Raw genomic sequence first — 15,834 nt, 5'->3', positions numbered from 1 at the left:
TCCGATCAAATATCACAAAAGGATTGTTTCGATGTCCAACAATGGCTCGTCACCGCTGGTGCTTTGGTATAACCAACTCGGCATGAATGATGTAGACAGAGTTGGGGGCAAAAATGCCTCCCTGGGTGAAATGATTACAAACCTGTCGGGTATGGGTGTCTCCGTACCGAACGGGTTTGCCACCACCGCCGATGCCTTTAACCTGTTTTTAGACCAGAGCGGTGTTAACCAGCGCATTTACGACCTGCTGGATAAAACGGATATTGATGACGTGACCGAGCTTGCCAAAGCCGGGGCGCAGATCCGCCAGTGGATCATCGACACACCTTTCCAGCCGGAACTGGAAAAAGCCATTCACGACGCGTACAACCAGCTCTCCGCTGACGATGCGCAGGCCTCGTTTGCCGTGCGCTCCTCCGCCACCGCAGAAGACATGCCGGACGCCTCGTTTGCCGGGCAGCAGGAAACCTTCCTGAACGTCCAGGGTTACGATGCGGTGCTGGTGGCGGTGAAGCACGTGTTTGCTTCCCTGTTCAACGACCGCGCCATCTCCTATCGCGTGCATCAGGGCTACGACCATCGCGGCGTGGCGCTCTCCGCTGGCGTGCAGCGCATGGTGCGCTCGGACGTGGGCTCATCCGGCGTGATGTTCTCCATTGATACCGAATCCGGCTTCGACCAGGTGGTGTTCATCACCTCCGCGTGGGGGCTGGGTGAGATGGTCGTGCAGGGTGCGGTAAACCCTGACGAATTCTACGTTCACAAGCCTACGCTGGCCGCTGGCCGCCCGGCGGTGGTGCGCCGCACCATGGGCTCGAAAAAAATCCGCATGATCTATGCCCCGACCCAGGAGCATGGCAAGCAGGTCAAAATTGAAGATGTACCGCAGGAGCAGCGCGACCGCTTCTCCCTGACCAACGCCGAAGTGCAGGAGCTGGCGAAGCAGGCGGTGCAGATCGAAAAACACTACGGCCGTCCGATGGATATCGAATGGGCGAAAGACGGGAATACCGGCAAGCTGTTTATCGTGCAGGCGCGTCCGGAAACCGTCCGCTCACGCGGTCAGGTAATGGAGCGTTATACGCTGCACGCCCAGGGCAAAATCGTGGCGGAAGGCCGTGCCATCGGTCACCGCATCGGTGCCGGTCCGGTCAAAGTGATCCACGACATCAGCGAGATGAACCGCATTGAGCCAGGCGACGTGCTGGTGACCGACATGACCGACCCGGACTGGGAACCGATCATGAAGAAAGCGGCGGCTATCGTCACCAACCGCGGCGGGCGTACCTGTCATGCGGCGATCATTGCCCGCGAGCTGGGGATTCCGGCGGTTGTCGGCTGCGGTGACGCCACCGAGCGCATGAAGGACGGGCAGAACGTGACCGTCTCCTGTGCCGAAGGTGATACCGGCTACGTGTATGCCGATATTCTCGACTTCAGCGTGAAGAGCTCCAGCGTGGATACCATGCCGGATCTGCCGCTGAAGATCATGATGAACGTCGGTAACCCGGACCGTGCGTTCGACTTCGCCTGCCTGCCGAACGAAGGCGTAGGCCTGGCGCGTCTGGAATTTATCATCAACCGTATGATCGGCGTTCACCCGCGTGCGCTGCTGGAGTTTGACGACCAGGAGCCGAAGCTGCAGAACGAAATCCGCGAGATGATGAAAGGCTACGACTCGCCGAAAGAGTTCTACGTCGGCCGTCTGACCGAAGGGATCGCGACGCTGGGTGCCGCTTTCTATCCGAAACGCGTGATTGTGCGTCTGTCTGATTTTAAGTCTAACGAATACGCCAACCTGGTCGGCGGCGAGCGCTACGAGCCGGAAGAAGAGAACCCGATGCTGGGCTTCCGCGGGGCCGGACGCTACGTGTCCGACAGCTTCCGCGACTGCTTCGCGCTGGAGTGTGAGGCGGTGAAGCGCGTGCGCAACGACATGGGGCTGACCAACGTCGAAATCATGATCCCGTTCGTGCGTACCGTCGATCAGGCGAAAGCGGTTGTTGACGAGCTGGCGCGTCAGGGTCTGAAGCGCGGCGAGAACGGGCTGAAGATCATCATGATGTGCGAAATCCCGTCCAACGCCCTGCTGGCCGAGCAGTTCCTGGAGCACTTCGACGGCTTCTCTATCGGTTCGAACGACATGACGCAGCTGACGCTGGGTCTTGACCGCGACTCCGGCGTGGTCTCCGAGCTGTTCGATGAGCGCAACGAGGCGGTAAAAGCATTGCTCTCCCTGTCCATCCGCGCGGCGAAGAAGCAGGGCAAATACGTCGGGATTTGTGGTCAGGGGCCATCCGACCATGAAGACTTTGCCGCCTGGCTCATGGAGGAGGGGATCGATAGCCTGTCCCTGAACCCGGACACCGTGGTGCAAACCTGGCTGAGCCTGGCGGAACTGAACAAGTAACGCCACGCTGACCCGAAAAGGCGAGGATATTATTCCTCGCCTTTTTTATTTCCGCCCGAATATGCTCCCCATCACAAATAAAGTAAAAAACTAAATATCATAATTTGCCTGTCAATTTAGACAATTGTTAGCGCGCAAACCGTTGCTAATACTTGAGCCTTACATGCGCATTTCCCTTCAGATGATGCGCAACTGGTTGAAATACGTTTTAACCTGATAAAAAGGCAAATAACAATGACACTCTCCTCTGTATTGCGTACCAAAGATAAAATAGGTTATGGCTTAGGTGATATGGCCAGCGCGCTGGTCTGGCAAACGGCAACGTTATTTCTCGCCTATTTCTATACGGACGTTTTTGGGCTGCCCGCCGCAATCATGGGCACCATGTTTTTAGTGGTGCGCGTGGTCGATGCGTTTGTCGACCCGTGCATTGGCGCGCTGGTGGATCGCACTCAAACGCGCCACGGCCGTTTCCGTCCCTGGCTGCTGTGGTTCGCCATTCCGTTTGGCGTGAGCTGCCTCATTACTTTCTATGTACCGGACGTAGGGCCGACGGCGAAAATCGTTTATGCCTGCCTGACCTACGCGATCTTAAGCCTGATTTACTCCGCGATTAACGTGCCTTACTGCGCCATGCCCGGTGCGCTGACGCTGGATCCCCGCGAGCGTCACTCCCTGCAGTCGTGGCGCTTTGGCCTGTCGTTTATCGGCGGGTTGATTGTGACGGTGATTGCCCTGCCGCTGGTCTCACTGTTAGGCCAGGGCAACGTGCAGAAAGGCTATTTCTACGCCATGAGCCTGATGGGGCTGCTGGGCATTGTGCTGTTTTTCTGCTGCTTCCTGATGACCCGCGAGCGTTATTCTCCGCGCAGTGATACTTCCGGCTCGATGCTCACCGATTTAAAACTGCTGGCCGGAAACAGCCAGTGGCGCATTGTTTTCCTGTTTAATATTTTGCTGTTAACGGCGGTGGTAACGCGCGGTTCCGCCACCATGTATTACGTGAACTATGTGCTGTTGCGCCCGGAGCTGGTTTTTGCCTTTATTGTTTCCGGAATGGTCGCCTCCTTAAGCGGCGCATTATTATCTGAACGGCTGCTGGGGAAATTTGACCGCGTGCGCGCCTACCAGTGGACCATTATTTCCTTCGTCATTTTCGGGGCGCTGATTTTCTTCCTGCCGCCTTCGCAGGTGTGGCTGATTTTTGGCCTCAACATTGTCTTTAGCTTTGTGCAAAACCTCACCACGCCGCTGCAGTGGACCATGTTCTCCGATGTGGTCGATTACGAAGAGCATCGCAGCGGCCGCCGCCTGGACGGGCTGGTTTTCTCTACCGCGCTGTTTGCCATCAAATTTGGGCTGGCGCTGGGTGGGGCGGTCGTCGGCTGGGTGCTTGGCATGGTGGATTACGCCCCGGGACAGGCAGCCCAGGCGCCGCACGTGCTCTCTACGATCAACGCCCTGTTCACCCTTATCCCTTGCGCGCTGTTCCTCTGCATGGTCGCGCTGCTTTCAATCTACAAGCTTAACAGTCGGCTGGTGGATTCCATCGCCCGGGAGCTGGCCAGCAAGCGTGAGGTGAGACCCGACGCGGGGCAGCTCAGCCCGGCAACCCCTTCCGCACTACAGGAGTAAAACATGACAGCTATCTATAAGGACGCGGGACGTCCCGTGCACGAGCGCGTCGCCGATTTACTGGCGCGTATGACCCCGGAAGAGAAGTTCGCCCAGATGCATGCGTACTGGCTGATCCTCGATGAAAACGGCAACCACCGCGAGCGCAGCGATCTGAGCGACGAATTCGCTGGCGTGAGCGAGCAGGCTGCACTGAGCGAACGGCTGAAGCTGGGCGTCGGGCAGATCACCCGTCCGCTGGGTACCCATATCGTTGACGCGAAAACTGGCGTGCGCGCCGCTAACCGCCTGCAGCGCATGATGATGGAGGAGACGCGCCTCGGCATTCCGGCCCTGTTCCATGAAGAGTGCCTGGTGGGGCTGCTGTGCAAAGACGCCACGCTGTTCCCGTCGTCGCTGAACTACGGTTCGACCTGGGATCCGGAGCTGGTGCAGCGCGCGGCACAGCAGATTGGCAAAGAGGCGCGATCCGTCGGCTGCCAGCAGGGGCTGGCGCCGGTGCTGGACGTTTCCCGCGACGTGCGCTGGGGGCGAACCGAAGAGACCTTCGGGGAAGATCCGTGGCTGGTGGGGGTGATGGCGACCGCCTACGTGAAGGGCTTGCAGGGCGATAAGCGCGACCTGCTGGCGACGCTCAAGCACTACGTGGGCCACTCGTTCAGCGAAGGGGCGCGCAACCATGCGCCGGTACATCTGGGCTTTAGTGAGCTGAACGACACCTTCCTGCTGCCGTTTGAAATGGCAGTGAAGCTGGCAAACGCCGGTTCGGTCATGCCCGCCTACCACGACATCGATAACCAGCCGGGGCACAGCGACAGCTTCCTGCTGACCACCGTCCTGCGCGAACAGTGGGGCTTCGACGGCATTATTGTCGCGGATTACGGCGGCGTCAGCCTGCTGCACCAGCATCACGGCATTTCCCACGATGCGGCCGAATCCGCCGCGCTGGCGTTCAACGCCGGGCTGGACGTCGAGCTGCCGAAAGATGACTGCGCGCGGCATCTGGCAGACGCCGTTGAGCGCGGGCTGATCTCTATGGCCAAAGTGGATGAGATTGTGGGCCGTGTGCTGACCGAAAAATTCCGTCTCGGTCTGTTTGAACAGCCGTATGCGGATGAAAACGGTATCGTTCTGCAAAATGAGACGACCCGCCAGGTCGCGCGGGAGGTGGCGACGAAATCGGTCACGCTGCTGGAAAACAACGGTATTTTACCGCTCGGCGGTAAGCCCCGCGTGGCGGTGGTGGGGCCGACGGCAGACGATCCGCTGGCGTTGCTCAGCGGCTACAGCTTCCCGGTGCATCTGATCATCAGCGATATGGTTGAAGAGACCTCGCAGGTAACGACCCCGCGCGCGGTGCTGGAGCAGTACCTGGGTGCATCGAACGTGCGCTACGCCAAAGGGTGTCACATCATTGAGAAACGTATGGCGGGTGCGCCGGTCTTCCCGGGCGACAGCGGCGGTAAACCGATGCAGCAGTCTCCCGTGTCGCAAAGCACCGCCCTTATCCCCGAGGCGGTCAATGCCGCGCAGGAGAGTGACGTGGTGGTGGCCTGCGTGGGCGATCTCGCCGGGCTGTTCCAGAGCGGTACCGTGGGGGAAGGTTCCGACACCGATTCCCTGAATCTGCCGGGTGTTCAGCAGCAGCTGCTGGAGGCGATGGTGGCGACGGGCAAGCCGGTGATTGTCGTGATGACCGGCGGGCGTCCTTACACTCTTCAGGGCCTGGAGGACAAGGTGGCCGCGCTGATCGTGGCGTGGGCGCCAGGGCAGGAGGGGGGCTGGGCGATCGCGGACGTGTTAACGGGACGGGCAGAGCCGCAGGGCCGTCTGGTGGTGAGCGTGCCGAAAAGCGCCGGGGCCATGCCGTATTACTACAATCACAAGCTCAAGAGCGGGGGCACGCCGTTTGCGTTCCACTTCGGTTCACGTTATCCGTTTGGCTTCGGCCTCGGCTGGACGACGTTTCGCTGGAATGCTGCCCGCGTCGCTGCAAGCAGCGTGCCGGTCGACGGCGAGGTGACGCTGAGCGTGGATATCACCAATACCGGAGAGCGCAGCGGCAGCGAGGTGGTGCAGGTTTACGTCAGGGATAAGGTCGCCACCCAGGTTCGGCCGCTCCAGGAGCTGAAGGCCTTCCAGCGCGTCACGCTCTCGCCGGGCGAAACCGCCACGCTCAGCTTTACGCTGCCGGTGGAGATGTTCAACTTCACCCGTCGCGACGGGAAACGCATCGTTGAGCCGGGCGAGTTTGAACTGCAGGTTGGCGCATCGTCGGCGGATATCCGCCAGGTGGTGACGGTCAATGTGACCGGGGAAACGCGGGTGCTGCCTGCCGAGTGGCGGATGCTCAGTACCTGTGAGGTTACGCGCGCGTAGTCAGGATAAAAAAAAGCCCATCGTGGGAGATGGGCAAAGACTACACACAGCAATTCGTTGTTTCACTCAGGGGATTTCCATGCTTATAAATCAAGGTGTTGATTTATAACCGTGTGCTAATAGTAGGCATGTACGCTTTTAGCGTCGATCGGATTCGTCTCAATAGTTAAAGAGATATAAAGATTTCTTGAGGTTATGAGCAAATTGAGTGCAGAAATTGCGGGTCTGACCAGTGTGCAACGAATAAATACTTTAGCAGCGTTAAAGTATTGGGTGGGGGAATGTAGGCCGGGTAAGCGTTAGCGCCACCCGGCAAAAACTTAATGCGTGTTCTTCTCTTCCAGCTCTTCCAGTTCGCTCAAAATCACGTCCGGGTCGGTTCCCGGCGGCGGAATTTCATGCACCCAGGCGGAGAACAGACGCCAGGTAACGGCGAGCAGCACCGGGCCGATAAACAGGCCAATCATGCCGAAGGCAATCAAGCCGCCAATCACCCCGGAGAGGATCAGGATCAGCGGCAGGTCTGCGCCCATGCGGATGAGAATCGGGCGAATGACGTTATCCATGGTGCCGACCACGCAGCTCCAGACCAGCAGCACCGTTCCCCACGTGGTATCTCCCGTCCAGTAGAGCCAGATAATGCAGGGCACCAGCACCAGCAGCGGCCCCAGTTGTGCAAGACAGGTCATCAGCATGACAACGGTGAATATCGTGGCATACGGTACGCCGGAAATCGCCAGACCAATACCGCCCAGCACCGCCTGCACCAGCGCGGTGACCACCACGCCCAGCGCTACCGCGCGTACGGCCTGCGCCGCCAGCAGTACCGCAGCGTCACCACGTTTGCCCGCCAGGCGGGTGGCAAAGTGACGAACGCCCAAAGCCACCTGCTCACCGCGCCAGTAAAGCAGGGCGCTGAAGAGCAGCATCAGGGTACAGTGCATCATAAAGCGGCCAATATGCGCCGCCTGACCCACAAACCAGGTGGTGGTGGTGCCAATATACGGGCGCACTTTTGCCATCAGCGCGCTGCCGCCCATCTCCAGCAGGCTGTGCCAGCCGCTGTAGAGCTTGGCGCCCACGACCGGAATGCTGTTCAGCCAGGCGAGATCCGGCAGCGTGAGATCGCCGCTGGTCACGGCGCGAATCACCGGGCCGCTGGAGTCGACGAGACTGTTTACCAGCAGCGCAATGGGAATAATAAACAGCAGGAACAGCAGCAGCGTCATGACCAGCACCGCTAACCCGCGGCGGCCGAACAGCAGCTTCTGCAAGCGCAGCAGCAGAGGCCACGTGGCAACGACAACGGTCGCGGCCCAGGCGAAGCCAAGAATAAAGGGTTGAACAATCCACAGACACGCAATGATCATGAGGGCCAGGAACAGCACCGACAGCAAAATTTGCGCAACATCCCTGGGCTGGCGAAGATTGACCATAAATGAAACTTTCCTTAAAAGAACGCCAGCGCGGCTGGCGGGAACGGAAAACCGCATCTCTTTAATCATTAATGATCTCAGCGGTTTTTGACAGGCGGATTTTGCCCGTAATTCTACGAAGCACATAAGAAAAAAATGTGATAAAACTTTCCGGACACAACGCAAACGATTTCACATTACTCTAATTAGGGTCGACAGTCATGATCCCACAGATTTCCCAGGCACCCGGCGTCGTTCAGCTGGTGCTTAATTTTTTGCAGGCACTGGAGCAACAGGGTTTTACAGGTGATACCGCCACGAACTATGCCGACAGGCTGACGATGGCAACCGATAACAGTATTTACCAGCTTCTTCCCGATGCCGTCGTTTTCCCTCGTTCTACGGCCGACGTGGCGCTGATTGCCCGGCTCGCCACGCAGGAGCGCTTTGCCTCGCTGGTCTTTACGCCGCGCGGCGGCGGCACCGGGACCAACGGTCAGGCGCTGAACCAGGGCATTATTGTTGATATGTCGCGCTATATGAACCGCATCATTGAGATCAACCCGGAAGAGGGGTGGGTGCGGGTCGAAGCGGGCGTTATCAAAGATCAGCTTAACCAGTACCTCAAGCCTTACGGCTACTTTTTTGCCCCGGAACTTTCCACCAGTAACCGCGCGACCCTCGGCGGGATGATCAACACGGATGCCTCCGGTCAGGGCTCGCTGGTCTACGGCAAAACCTCCGATCATGTGCTGGGCGTGCGGGCCGTTCTGCTGGGCGGCGATATTCTCGATACGCAGCCGATGCCGGTCGAACTGGCGGAAACGCTGGGGAAAGATAACACCGCCAGCGGACGCATCTACCGTACCGTGCTGGAGCGCTGCCGCGACAACCGCCAGCTTATTCTCGACAAATTCCCCAAACTGAACCGCTTCTTAACGGGCTACGACCTGCGCCACGTCTTTAACGACGACCTGACCCAGTTCGATTTAACCCGCGTGCTCACCGGTTCCGAAGGGACGCTGGCGTTTATCACCGAGGCGCGGCTGGATATCACCCGCCTGCCGAAGGTGCGTCGTCTGGTGAACGTCAAATATGACTCTTTCGACTCCGCCCTGCGCAATGCGCCGTTTATGGTGGAGGCGAAAGCGCTGTCGGTTGAGACGGTCGACTCCAAAGTGCTCAACCTGGCCCGGGAAGATATTGTCTGGCACTCCGTCAGCGATCTCATTACCGACGTGCCGGACAAAGAGATGCTCGGTCTTAACATCGTGGAATTTGCTGGCGACGACGCGGCGCTGATTGAGCGTCAGGTCACCACGCTCTGCCAGCGACTGGATGAACGGATTGCGCAGGGCGAAGGCGGCGTGATCGGCTGGCAACTCTGTAACGATCTGGCCGGGATTGAGCGTATCTATGCGATGCGTAAAAAAGCCGTGGGTCTGCTCGGCAATGCGAAAGGGGCCGCGAAGCCCATTCCTTTTGCCGAAGATACCTGCGTGCCGCCTGAGCATCTGGCGGATTATATCGTCGAGTTTCGCGCCCTGCTGGACAGCCACGGCCTGAGCTACGGCATGTTTGGCCACGTCGATGCCGGGGTGCTGCACGTGCGTCCGGCGCTGGATATGTGCGACCCTCAGCAGGAGATCCTGATGAAGCAGATCTCCGACGACGTGGTGGCCTTAACCGCTAAATACGGCGGTCTGCTGTGGGGCGAGCACGGGAAAGGGTTCCGCGCAGAATACAGCCCGGCGTTCTTCGGCGAACAGCTCTATGCGGAGCTGCGCAAGGTGAAAGCGGCTTTCGACCCGCATAACCGCCTCAACCCGGGTAAAATCTGCCCGCCAGAAGGCGTGGACGCCCCCATGCTGCAGGTGGATGCCGTCAAGCGCGGCACCTACGACAGACAGATCCCGATTGCGGTGCGCTCCTCCTGGCGCGGCGCGATGGAGTGCAACGGCAACGGCCTGTGCTTTAACTTTGACGTGAAAAGCCCGATGTGCCCGTCGATGAAAATCACCAGCAACCGTATTCATTCGCCGAAGGGGCGGGCGACGCTGGTGCGCGAGTGGCTGCGTCTGCTGGCGGACCGTGGCGTCGATCCTCTCAGGCTTGAGCAGGAGCTGCCCGATAAACGGGCCAGCCTGCGCTCGCTGATTGAGCGCACCCGCAACAGCTGGCATGCCAACAAGGGCGAGTATGATTTCTCCCATGAGGTGAAAGAGGCGATGTCCGGCTGTCTGGCCTGTAAAGCCTGCTCGACCCAGTGCCCGATTAAAATCGACGTCCCGGAATTCCGCTCGCGCTTCCTGCAGCTTTACCACACGCGCTATCTGCGTCCGGTGCGCGACCATCTGGTGGCGACGGTAGAGAGCTATGCGCCGTTGATGGCGCGCGCGCCGAAGACCTTCAACTTCTTTATCAACCAGCCGCTGGTGCGCAAGCTTTCCGAAAAGCATATCGGCATGGTCGATCTGCCGCTGCTGTCGGTGCCGTCTCTGCAGCGCCAGCTCGTCGGGCATCGTTCGGCGAACATGACCCTGGAGCAGCTGGAGGCGCTCACGCCCGAGCAAAAAGCGAAGGTGGTGCTGGTGGTGCAGGATCCGTTTACCAGCTACTACGATGCCCAGGTGGTTGCGGACTTCATCCGCCTGTCGGAAAAGCTGGGCTATCAGCCAGTTGTGCTGCCGTTCTCGCCCAACGGCAAGGCGCAGCACATTAAAGGCTTCCTGACGCGCTTTGCGAAGACCGCGCAGAAAACATCTGACTTCTTAAACCGCGTGGCGCAACTCGGGATACCGATGGTCGGCGTCGACCCGGCGCTGGTGCTGTGCTACCGCGATGAATACAGGCAGACGCTGGGCGATAAGCGCGGTGATTTCCACGTCATGCTGGTGCACGAGTGGCTGCCGACGGCCCTGGAAGACAAAGCGGTTCAGGACGTCAGCGGTGAGCCGTGGTATCTGTTCGGACACTGCACGGAAGTCACCGCGCTGCCTGGCGCCCCCGCGCAGTGGGCGTCCGTCTTTGCCCGCTTCGGCGCGAAGCTGGAGAGCGTTAGCGTGGGCTGCTGCGGTATGGCCGGCACGTACGGACACGAAGTGAAAAACCACGCCAACTCGCTCGGCATTTATGAGCTGTCCTGGCATCAGGCGATGCAGCGCTTGCCGCGAAACCGCTGTCTGGCGACGGGATACTCCTGCCGCAGCCAGGTGAAACGGGTAGAGGGTAACGGTGTACGCCACCCATTGCAGGCTTTACTGGAGATAATTGGATGATCTGGAAACGTGCCGTGACGCTGCAGGCGCTGAACGCCATGGGCGAGGGGAATATGGTGGGGCTGCTGGATATCCAGTTCACCCGCATTGGCGACGATGACATTGAGGCCACCATGCCTGTCGATCATCGCACCCATCAGCCGTTTGGTTTATTGCACGGCGGGGCGTCCGTCGTGCTGGCCGAAACCCTGGGCTCGGTGGCGGGGTATCTCTGTACCGAAGGGGAGCAGAAGGTGGTCGGACTCGAGGTGAATGCTAATCATATCCGCTCGGTACGCAGCGGGCGCGTGCGCGGCGTGTGCCGCGCGCTGCACGCCGGCAGTCGCCACCAGGTGTGGCAGATTGACATTCTCGACGAGCAGGATCGCCTGTGCTGCTCTTCAAGGTTGACGACAGCGGTTGTGTAAAGTTTTCAGATGTTTTGCCTTTGGTCAAAAACTAGCCAGAGGGTTGTGATATACTGGTCAGGTTTTGTACATAAGCGAGGACATCATGGATACTGAAATAACCCCAACACAGCTGGCAATTGAATATTTACGTCGCGATAAGAGCAATCTGTCCCCGGCGCAGTACCTGAAAAAGCTGAAACAGCTTGAGCTGGAATTTACAGATTTGCTGGCGCTCTCTTCGAATGAGCTGAAAGAAGAGATCTACTTTGCCTGGCGGTTGGGCGTTCACGTCCATTGAGAGAGTCATGTTGAAAAGGCCGCAACTGCGGCCTTTTTTGTGCCTGAGATTCAGTATTTAGCGGGGAGCTTGTTGATTTTGATAAGCCTGCCTTCTTCCATTTCGATAAATCCGCCGGTTTTCAAATCCGCCAGAATGCGCATCACGCCGCTGCGGGAGAGGTGGGTTTTCTCCCTGATATACTTCTCCGCCGTCACGCTGAGCCGATAACCCTCCTCTTCCTCCGTCAGCTTCATCAACTGCTGGCGAATCATCTCATACGCCGTTGGCGCGCCCTGCGGCATCACGTTGTTATAGAGACGGCTATACACATACATGAGCTGTTGAGAGAGCAGTCCCCAAAGCGCCTTCTCTTTAATAATGGCATTCACCCTTTCTGTGGTGATCGTCCCGATCAGGCACGGGCTGACGGTCTTAAGATAATCACTAAAATAGATATCAGTGAGGTTAGCGAGGCCGAAAACAGCAGGGCTACGGGCCGTAGACAGCATCATGTTATCGCTTCTTCTGTAGACGGCGATGGTTCCTTCAAGAATTAAATAGCACATGCCCTGACCATTGACCTGCAGGTCCAGCCGCTCGCCGCGGGCGGTATGTCGCGTTGTGCAATCAGGTAACAGGTGTGAAATAAGCGCTTGCGCGTGGGGAGAACCCCGCTGAGACTTTTCTGGAAGGGACATGGTTGCCGACAGCCTTAAAAAAAACCTGGCTAATTATAGCGCTTCTCATTGGGACGGGTAAGCGAGTTGCTTGTTATTGCATGATACCGTACGCGATTGCCGGGTGGCGGTTACGGCACCCGGCATTTTCCTCAGACGTTCGCCGCACTTATCAGCCGCGACTTCATGGACTGATACGCCGATGCGGCATAGTCCTCCGCCCAGCGCTGGTCCTCAATCGCCTCCAGCTGCACCGCGCAGTACTTCGTTTCCGGGGTTTTGGAGATGGGATCGAGGTTATCCTGGGTTAGCTCGTTGCAGGCGCCAATCCACCACTGATAGGTCATATAAACGGCCCCGGCGTTGATGCGCTCGCTGATGCTTGCGCGGGAAATTACTTTCCCCCGGCGGGAGCGCACCCAGACCAGCTGTCCGTCGGTAATGCCCAGCTTGTCCGCATCGGCAGGGTTCATTTGCACCCGACCCGGCTCGTCGGCCAGGCTTTGCAGCGCGGCACAGTTCCCGGTCATGGAGCGGCAGGAGTAGTGGCCCACCTCGCGGACCGTACAGAGCACCAGCGGGAAATCCGCATCCGGAGTTTCCGCCGGCGCGCGCCACGGTGCGGCAAAGAGCTGCCCTTTACCGCTCGGGGTATCGAACTGATTATCTTTGTACAGGTACGGCGTACCGGGATGATCCAGCGTCGGGCACGGCCATTGAACGTGACCCATCTCGCCCATTTTTTCATACGTCACGCCGTAGAAGAGCGGGCACAGCTCGCGCATCTCGTCCCAGATCTGCTGGTTGGAGTCATAATGCATCGGGTAGCCCATCTCGGTGGCGAGCAGGCTGATGATCTCCCAGTCGCGCTTCACGTTGCCGCTGGCTTCAATGGCTTTGCCAAAACGCTGGAAGCCGCGATCGGCACAGGTAAAGACGCCGCCATGTTCACCCCATGAGGTAGCCGGAAGCAGAACGTCCGCCACCTCTGCCGTTTTGGTCATAAAGATGTCCTGAACCACGACAAAATCGAGCGCTTCAAAACCGCTGCGCACCAGGCCGAGATCGGCTTCCGTCTGGAGCGGATCTTCTCCCATGATGTAATAGGCTTTGACCTTGCCTTCCAGCGCAAGATGCGGCACTTCGGTAATGCGCGTCCCGACGCGATCGTCCATTTTATTGACATCAATTCCCCAGGCATCGGCGAACTTCTGCCGGACCGCCGGGTCGGTCACATCCTGATAGCCGGGGAACATATTCGGCAGGACGCCCATATCGCAGGCACCCTGGACGTTGTTCTGACCGCGCACCGGCCCGACGCCGACGGCGGGGCGACCGAGATTCCCGGTCAGCAGCGCCAGGCTGGAAAGCCCTTTGACCACATCAACGGCCTGACCAAACTGGGTCACACCCATTCCCCACATCACGGTAGCGGAAGGAGCCGCCGCAAAGGTGCGCATCGCCTGGCGAACATCACGGGCGGGGATGCCGGTAAGATGTTCGACCTTCTCGGGCGCATAGTCTTTTACCGTTTGCCGGTAGGCCTCAAGCCCCTCCGTAAAACGCGCCACGTAGCTTTTGTCGTACAGCTCCTCTTCCAGCAGCACATAGCCAAAGGCGTTCACCAGCGCCATGTTGCTGCCGTTTTTCAGCTGAAGATGTTGGTCGGCAATACGCGCCGTTTCAATACGGCGCGGATCGCAGACAATAATTTTTGCGCCGTTTTCACGCGCTTTCAGCACGCGGCGGGCAACGATAGGGTGGGAGTCCGCGCAGTTATAGCCAAAGACCAGCAGGCATTTTGAGTTTTCAATATCGTTAATGGAGTTGCTCATCGCGCCGTTACCGAGCGTTTCCTGTAAACCGGCGACGGACGGGCCATGACAGACGCGCGCACAGCAGTCCACGTTGTTGGTGTTCAGCACCGCGCGGGCAAACTTTTGCATCACGTAGTTGGTTTCATTGCCGGTGCCGCGAGAGGAGCCGGTGGTCATGATCGACCGCGGCCCGTGCTGCGCTTTAATGCTGCTGAGCCTGTGGGCGGTGTAGCGGATCGCCTCTTCCCAGGTAACGGGGGTGAAGGCTTCGCCTTTGCGGTAGCGGATCATGGGCTGGGTAAGGCGGGGGGTGAGAAGACGGGTGTCGTTGAGGAAGTCCCAGCCGTAAAACCCTTTCAGACATAAGGTGCCCTGGTTTGTGACCCCCTCTGCCGCTTCGGCACGGATGATACGGTTATTTTCAACGACAAGGTTCAATTTACAGCCTGCACCGCAGTACGGGCAGACGCTGGCGATCTTTTTCATCAATAACAGACCTGTTAAGAAATGAAGCAAAGTTGACTGGAAAAACCAGTCCCGTATGCGGAGATAAGCAGAAAGCGTGCCAGGTTGGCTTTGCGTGAATTACAGGGTGTTATGGGGGAGGGCGCGTGTCATCGTCAGGCCGATCGTCAGTTTTGACGATGACACGTTAGGGGGCGCGGCGAGCAGGAATTCAGAGATCGTCCATGGTGTAACCCACCACGATTTCCAGCGTCTTACGAATCACATCCGCCTGAACCACGTCGTTGGTGGATTCCAGCGTCTGAATGAGCCAGAGGATGATCGCTTTATTGGAAAGATGACCTTCGGAGGCCAGAACACAGCGTACTGCAGTAGAAAAAATAGCGGACTCTTCAGCAAAACGATCGCCTGCATGGCGGAAATACTCCGCCAGCGCACTGTCTAAAAAAGCAGAGTGATATTCGGGTTGAAGCTGAATATTTTGTCTCATTTGTTCTCACCGTAGCTGTTAAATTGCAGTCAATGTATTTTTTTGGGATCGGACGGTTTTCCACTTCCAAATAACGGCACTACATTGTCTCGGTTATCGTTGAGAGATCCCTCTCTTTTTGATCGTCCTTGCGCGGTTCTGCGACGTGTAAAGGCGATGCTGTTTGAGCCGATCTCGGCAATCACCATCGCAAGTGTCTCCCGCCGCTGGGGATCCTTTTCATGTTCTTTCATGACCCGCAGACGCTGTAGCAAGCCTTCTGTTGTCACCGGCCCCCGCTCTTTCAGAAGACAGAGAACGGCTTCACCGATAAGCTGGTCTATCAGTCGGTCTGCGTTACTGCGATTCATATCCTTACCGTTCGAAGAGCAGACCAAGCAGCATGTGGTAATGCTCTTCCTCTTCCGGCCCATCGGCCTTTTCGAGGCGGCTGAGCAATTTTGTACAAAGCGATTTGCGATTAAGGTTTCGCCCGTCGCTGAGAATTTCAACAACCACCTGGCCCAGCGTTTCCTGTTGGGTCGGAAGCGCGGCTTTTTCGAAGTACTGTGCGATTGCTGCTGCGGAATCTGCGACGTAACCTTTCTGCTGCATGTTTC

At 58.2% G+C, this 15,834-nt stretch carries 12 protein-coding genes and 1 other RNA gene; 6 read left to right on the top strand and 7 right to left on the bottom strand.

The features are described 5' to 3' along the window. The first annotated feature begins 31 nt into the window (after positions 1-31). From ppsA to ACOTXI_RS00180, 3 genes are all read left to right on the top strand, one after another. Complete coding sequence (gene ppsA / locus ACOTXI_RS00190) at positions 32-2,410, top strand: phosphoenolpyruvate synthase (RefSeq protein ID WP_103786831.1); 2,379 nt, start codon at positions 32-34, stop codon at positions 2,408-2,410. A 234-nt stretch (positions 2,411-2,644) separates the two neighbouring features. Next, positions 2,645-4,045 carry an MFS transporter gene (locus ACOTXI_RS00185; protein WP_058654091.1) on the top strand — a complete coding sequence of 467 codons (1,401 nt, stop codon included), beginning with the start codon at positions 2,645-2,647 and terminating at the stop codon, positions 4,043-4,045. A 3-nt stretch (positions 4,046-4,048) separates the two neighbouring features. Beyond that, positions 4,049-6,424 carry a glycoside hydrolase family 3 N-terminal domain-containing protein gene (locus ACOTXI_RS00180; protein WP_058654090.1) on the top strand — a complete coding sequence of 792 codons (2,376 nt, stop codon included), beginning with the start codon at positions 4,049-4,051 and terminating at the stop codon, positions 6,422-6,424. A 5-nt stretch (positions 6,425-6,429) separates the two neighbouring features. On the opposite strand, the gene rprA is transcribed toward ACOTXI_RS00180, so the two are convergent. Both rprA and ydiK read right to left on the bottom strand, forming a co-directional pair. Further along, positions 6,430-6,537: antisense sRNA RprA (gene rprA / locus ACOTXI_RS00175), an RNA gene on the bottom strand. 207 nt (positions 6,538-6,744) lie between these two features. Beyond that, positions 6,745-7,860: an AI-2E family transporter YdiK gene (gene ydiK, locus ACOTXI_RS00170; RefSeq protein ID WP_021241100.1), complete on the bottom strand. Its 1,116-nt coding sequence runs from the start codon at positions 7,858-7,860 to the stop codon at positions 6,745-6,747. A 200-nt stretch (positions 7,861-8,060) separates the two neighbouring features. Between ydiK and ydiJ the strand changes: the two genes are divergently transcribed. The 3 genes from ydiJ to ACOTXI_RS00155 all read left to right on the top strand — a co-directional run bounded on the left by ydiJ (position 8,061) and on the right by ACOTXI_RS00155 (position 11,804). Next, entirely contained in the window at positions 8,061-11,117 is a 3,057-nt protein-coding gene (gene ydiJ / locus ACOTXI_RS00165) for a D-2-hydroxyglutarate dehydrogenase YdiJ (RefSeq protein WP_058654089.1), read from the top strand. Beyond that, positions 11,114-11,524, top strand: a complete 411-nt coding sequence (menI, locus tag ACOTXI_RS00160) for a 1,4-dihydroxy-2-naphthoyl-CoA hydrolase (protein ID WP_008500638.1) — start codon at positions 11,114-11,116, stop codon at positions 11,522-11,524. The genes ydiJ and menI overlap by 4 nt, the downstream gene beginning before the upstream one ends. Positions 11,525-11,609: 85 nt before the next feature. Continuing rightward, entirely contained in the window at positions 11,610-11,804 is a 195-nt protein-coding gene (locus ACOTXI_RS00155; RefSeq protein WP_003857766.1) for a YdiH family protein, read from the top strand. 50 nt (positions 11,805-11,854) lie between these two features. Here the strand turns inward: ACOTXI_RS00155 and ACOTXI_RS00150 are convergent, their stop codons facing one another. The 5 genes from ACOTXI_RS00150 to ycgZ form a co-directional block, all read right to left on the bottom strand. After that, positions 11,855-12,484, bottom strand: a complete 630-nt coding sequence (locus ACOTXI_RS00150) for a helix-turn-helix domain-containing protein (RefSeq protein WP_025911639.1) — start codon at positions 12,482-12,484, stop codon at positions 11,855-11,857. A 131-nt stretch (positions 12,485-12,615) separates the two neighbouring features. Then, positions 12,616-14,766, bottom strand: a complete 2,151-nt coding sequence (gene fdhF / locus ACOTXI_RS00145) for a formate dehydrogenase subunit alpha (protein WP_008500636.1) — start codon at positions 14,764-14,766, stop codon at positions 12,616-12,618. A gap of 190 nt (positions 14,767-14,956) precedes the next feature. Continuing rightward, positions 14,957-15,235 carry a biofilm/acid-resistance regulator YmgB/AriR gene (locus ACOTXI_RS00140; protein WP_008500635.1) on the bottom strand — a complete coding sequence of 93 codons (279 nt, stop codon included), beginning with the start codon at positions 15,233-15,235 and terminating at the stop codon, positions 14,957-14,959. A 29-nt stretch (positions 15,236-15,264) separates the two neighbouring features. Next, the gene (locus ACOTXI_RS00135; protein ID WP_049121378.1) at positions 15,265-15,585 is read right to left on the bottom strand and encodes a hypothetical protein; all 321 of its coding nucleotides are present in this window, start codon (positions 15,583-15,585) and stop codon (positions 15,265-15,267) included. 4 nt (positions 15,586-15,589) lie between these two features. Next, positions 15,590-15,829, bottom strand: coding sequence for a regulatory protein YcgZ (gene ycgZ, locus ACOTXI_RS00130; RefSeq protein WP_008500634.1), 240 nt, complete (start codon positions 15,827-15,829; stop codon positions 15,590-15,592). Between the last annotated feature and the right edge of the window lie 5 nt (positions 15,830-15,834).

Source organism: Enterobacter cloacae complex sp. BZL2005 (genome assembly GCF_049238885.1).
Taxonomy (GTDB): domain Bacteria; phylum Pseudomonadota; class Gammaproteobacteria; order Enterobacterales; family Enterobacteriaceae; genus Enterobacter; species Enterobacter roggenkampii.
Note: the sequence above shows the minus strand (reverse complement) of the source record. Positions and strands in the feature narration are given on the sequence as shown.